The organism is Pseudomonas sp. CM27, from assembly GCF_013179515.1.
GTDB lineage: Bacteria > Pseudomonadota > Gammaproteobacteria > Pseudomonadales > Pseudomonadaceae > Aquipseudomonas.
Genome location: NZ_JABMCN010000355.1, coordinates 1 through 4492, shown reverse-complemented (window position 1 = coordinate 4492; position 4492 = coordinate 1). Strand labels below are relative to the sequence as shown.

The 4492-nt window shown below is 64.4% G+C and carries 4 protein-coding genes; 2 read left to right on the top strand and 2 right to left on the bottom strand.

Features of this window, described 5'->3' with window-relative positions:
* Nucleotides 1–446, top strand: a 446-nt coding sequence (gene elbB, locus HP547_RS27535; RefSeq protein WP_172288594.1) for an isoprenoid biosynthesis glyoxalase ElbB, incomplete at its 5' end; no start/stop codon positions are given.
* A gap of 222 nt (nucleotides 447–668) precedes the next feature.
* Here elbB and HP547_RS27530 read toward each other — a convergent pair.
* A complete protein-coding gene (locus HP547_RS27530; RefSeq protein ID WP_172219276.1) occupies nucleotides 669–1127 on the bottom strand; it encodes a YaiI/YqxD family protein in 459 nt (152 codons plus the stop codon).
* A 170-nt stretch (nucleotides 1128–1297) separates the two neighbouring features.
* Here HP547_RS27530 and HP547_RS27525 point away from each other — a divergent pair, with 170 nt between their 5' ends.
* Nucleotides 1298–4153: a class I adenylate cyclase gene (locus HP547_RS27525; RefSeq protein ID WP_172219278.1), complete on the top strand. Its 2856-nt coding sequence runs from the start codon at nucleotides 1298–1300 to the stop codon at nucleotides 4151–4153.
* A 118-nt stretch (nucleotides 4154–4271) separates the two neighbouring features.
* On the opposite strand, the gene HP547_RS27520 is transcribed toward HP547_RS27525, so the two are convergent.
* The coding region (locus tag HP547_RS27520; protein WP_172288592.1) for a GreA/GreB family elongation factor at nucleotides 4272–4492 on the bottom strand (221 nt) is incomplete at its 5' end.

The window sequence follows — 4492 nt, the reverse complement described above, 5'->3', positions numbered from 1 at the left end:
CCCGCGGCGAGGTAAAGGACATTCGCGAGGCGAAGGCCGAAGACTTCGATGCGCTGATTGTACCGGGCGGTTTCGGGGCGGCGAAAAACCTCTCCAATTTTGCCGTGGAGGGCACCAACTGCAGCGTCAACCCGGACGTGCTGGCCCTGGCCGAAGCCTTCGCCGATGCCTGCAAGCCGGTTGGCCTGATCTGCATCTCGCCAGCGCTGGCGGCGAAGATCTACGGGCCGGGCGTGGTGTGCACCATCGGCAAGGATGCGGGCACTGCCGACGCGGTGGTCAAGATGGGCGGCACCCATGAAGAATGCGATGTGCATGACATTGTCGAAGACGTCCAGCGCAAGCTGGTGAGCACCCCGGCATACATGGAGGCCAAGTCGATCAGCGAAGCGGCGGGCGGGATCTACAAGCTGGTGGACCGGGTGCTGGAGCTGACCCACGAATAAGCCTGGTACGCCCGCTCTCATGGAACTGCACATAACTTACTGAGTTAGCAGGGACCCTGTGGGAGCGGGAGTGCCCGCGAACACCGGCGCAGCCGGTGCCATGCACCGCGTTGGATTCTTCGCGGGCGCGCCCGCTCCCAAAGGGTACGCGGAGCCCCCGGCATCAGTTCTCTGCGCGACAGCGCAGCCCAATGGGCTGGGTAATCTCCTACAGGGATCGCGTCACGGCTCAGATCTGGACAGGCGCGAAATGATCCGGTCCAGCGCATTGGCAAATGCCTGCTTGTCGCGCTCACCATAGGTCGCCTGCCCTCCCCCTACCTGGCCCTGCTCACGCAGGTCGGTGAACAGGTTGCGCGCCGCCAGGCGGTCGCCCATGTTGCGCTCATCGAACTCACGCCCACGCGGGTCCAGCACTGCCACGCCCTTTTTCACCAGGCGGTCAGCCAGCGGCACATCACTGCAAATCACCAGCTCGCCGGGCACGGCGTGCTCGACCAAGTAGTCGTCCGCTGCGTCCATACCGCTGGGTACAACAATCAGCCGCACAATCGCGAAGGCCGGCTTGGCCACGGCTTGGCCCGCCACCATCACCACCTCGAACTTGCGCTTGAGGGCGAACTTGACGATCAGATCCTTGGCCGCCTTGGGGCAAGCGTCGGCATCGATCCATACACGCATCGGAAACCTCTCCATCTGGGCAAGGCACCATCATGCCTCAAGCGCAGCAAAAGCTGGAGCATCGCCGCCAGGGCGTTGGGAAAATGGCGCCAATATTTCAATTGCCGCTTATCCGACCTCATCACTCAGGCTAAACTCGCCACTGCTCCACAAGCCTGCCCGAGTGCGCAATGAACCACCCTCACGAGATCCGCCCCGACCTGGACCAAGGCATCGACCGCAAGGTCCTGGCGACATTGCGCTCGCGCTTCCTGCAACTCAACCAGGGGCGGTTGCAGCGGGCAATGGAAGGCTTGTCTACCCGCCAGCAACAAGTGCTGACGCTGTTACCTCTGCTGTTTCATGTAAACCACCCGCTCTTGCCTGGCTACGTGTCCGGCAGCACCCCTGCGGGTGTATCGGGTTACCAGCCAAGCGCCGATCTGGTTGCAGAGGCCCAGCGCCTGGCGCGTTCGTTTACCTACAAGGCCCGCCATGGCAGCCCGCCATCCCCGATCCACGGGCTGTTTCTGATGGGCAGCCTGGGCTCGCTGGCCCAGGCCGAACAAAGCGACATGGACCTGTGGGTGTGCCATGCGCCCGGCATTCCAGGGCAACTGCTGGAAGAGCTGCGCCGCAAATGCCAGTTACTGGAGGCATGGGCGGCGAGCCTTGGCGCCGAGGCGCATTTCTTCCTGATCGATACGCAGGGGTTTGCCCAAGGTCAGCGTGATGGCCAGCTTGGCTCCGACGACTGCGGCACCACCCAGCACTACCTGCTGCTGGACGAGTTCTATCGCACCACCCTGTGGCTGGCCGGGCGCACACCGTTGTGGTGGCTGGTGCCGGTGTACCAGGAACACAACTATCACGCATACACCCAGACCCTGCTGTCCAAGCGCTTCATCCGCAGCCAGGACGCTCTGGACCTGGGCAACCTGGCGCACATTCCGCCCGGCGAATTCGTCGGTGCCGGGCTGTGGCAACTGTTCAAAGGGATCGACTCACCCTACAAGTCACTGCTCAAGTTGCTGCTGACCGAAGCCTACGCCAGTGAACACCCTGCGGTGCGTTGCCTGAGCCTGGACTACAAGCAGGCGGTATTTGCCAATCGGCTCGACCTCGATGAGCTGGACCCCTACGTGATGGTGTACCGACGCATCGAGCGCTACCTGCTGGCACGTGGCGAGCCCGCACGGCTGGAACTGGTGCGGCGCAGCCTGTACCTGAAGGTGAACAAGAAGCTCAGCGACCAAGGCCGCAGCAATGGTTGGCAACGCCGGCTGCTGCAGCGCCTGGCCGATGAGTGGGGCTGGGACGAGCGCCAGCTGGCCCTGCTGGACAGCCGCAGCCAATGGAAAGTGCAGCAGGTCGCCGTCGAACGCCGCGAACTGGTGGCCGAGTTGAACCACAGCTACCGCTTCCTCAGCCAGTTCGCCCGCAACCAGAACGCCAGCAGCCGCGCCGACCAGCGTGACCTCAATGTGCTGGGCCGGCGCCTGTACGCCGCGTTCGAACGCCGTGCCGGCAAGGTCGAAGTAATCAACCCCGGGATTGCCCCGGACCTCGCCGAAGGCACCCTGACCCTGGTCCAGCAGCCCAACCGCAAGGAGCCGGGCAGCCATCACTGGGAACTGTACAGCGGCAACCTGAGCACCCACGAGGTGCAACACTTCAGCCCGATAAAGCGCTGCCGCGAGCTGCTGGAGCTGCTGGCCTGGGCCCATCGCAACGGCGTGATCGACAGCAGCACGCGCCTGGCATTGCACCCCGGCGTCAGCGACCTCAGCGAGTTCGAGCTGTTCAGCCTGGTCGGCTGCCTGCAGCAGAGCATCCCCCTACCCCTGCCGACGGTGAGCGAAGTGCGCCTGCTGCAGCCCAGCGTCGCCGACGAGGTGTTGCTACTGGTCAACGTCGCCCTCGATCCGCTGCGCCACCACCGCGACCTGAACATCCTGATGACCACCGAGCGCACCGACTCGCTGAGCTACGCAGGCACGCGCGAAAACCTGGTATTGACCCTGGACCAGGTCACCCTGAACAGCTGGAACGAGGTGCTGGTGCAGCGTTATGAGGGCGCGCATGCGCTGGTACGCTGCCTGCGCGACTTCCTCAACAGCCCGATGCCGCACGGGCACCGGCCACGGGTGCGGGTCCGCTGCTTCTGCCCCAGCCGCGCCCACGCCATCGGCCAGCGCGTGGAGGAAATATTCGACACCGTGCAACTACTGCTGGCCCAAGGCCTCGACCACCGCTACCTGCTACAGGTGGCCCAGCACACCCATGTACTGGAACTGCTGCCCGGGCATGTCAGCCTGACGACTCTGGCCGAGCATGAGGCGCTGTTGACTCACCTGGGTGAGGAGCGCAGCGCTTATAGCCCTCTGTACCTGGATGCCCACGCCCTGCAGGACAACGATTTGCGCCAGGTGCTGGAGCAAGGCCGGCCATCCTGCATACAGGTGTTCTACCGCCTGCAGGATGGCTGGGCCGACGTGTATGTGCTGGATGAACACAATGCGCTGTGGCAGCAACGCCTGCCCCTGCACGACGAAGCCCACCTGCTGCTGCCGCTGCAGCGGTTTCTGCGCTCGGTGGTCATGCGCCGCGATGCCCGGCTGCCGCTGGACAACCTGCACTCGGCCGCGCTGGATATCCACTATGCGCAACTGCTGCCCTCCGGCCCTGGCAAGGCCCGCAGCATCGAACCGCGGCCGGCACCAGTCGAAGGCAGCGACCAGCCTTACTACGAGGTCCAGGCCATCATCCAGGCCGGCGTGGCGGGCGCTGCTCATGTCACGCTGTATTGCGACCAGCAGGAGTTTTCCGGGCTGGAGCATGGCGAGCAGTTGTATGCAGTGGTGGCCCGGCAGATCATCGGGCAGCGGCGTGGCGGGGCGCTGTACCGGTGCTATATCACCGACCTGGACTTGTCCGAGTTGCTGGACGACCGGTTGGGGGCGACGCAGGTTTACCTGAGCTACAAGCGGGTGCTGGAGCAGGCGTTGAATGAGGGGTTGGAGCAGGTTTTGGCGCAGGGATCCTGAAGCGCCGGGGGTGCTTTGCACCCCTTTCGCGACACAAGGCCGCTCCTACAGGGGTACGCGATCCCGTGCAGGAGCAGCCTTGTGCTGCGAATGGGCCGCAGAGCGGCCCCTCTGGCCCTTACAGGTCGAAATCGCCCGCCGCTTCCGGCTGGTATTCCACTTCCAGCAGCTTCAGCTTGAGGGTCTTGCCCCCCGGCGCCGGCCAGTCGATCTGCTCGCCCACCGAAAGCCCCAGCAAGGCGCAGCCGATCGGTGCCAGTACCGAGACATTGCCTTCCGGCCCGGCGTCCTTCGGATACACCAACGTCAGGTGGTAGTCCTTGCCGCTGGCTTCCTCAC

Excerpts from the sequence above, each read along its gene's own strand:
- HP547_RS27530 (WP_172219276.1), bottom strand. The coding sequence starts at position 1,127 with ATGCGTGTATGGATCGATGCCGACGCTTGCCCCAAGGCGGCCAAGGAT.
- HP547_RS27525 (WP_172219278.1), top strand. The coding sequence starts at position 1,298 with ATGAACCACCCTCACGAGATCCGCCCCGACCTGGACCAAGGCATCGAC.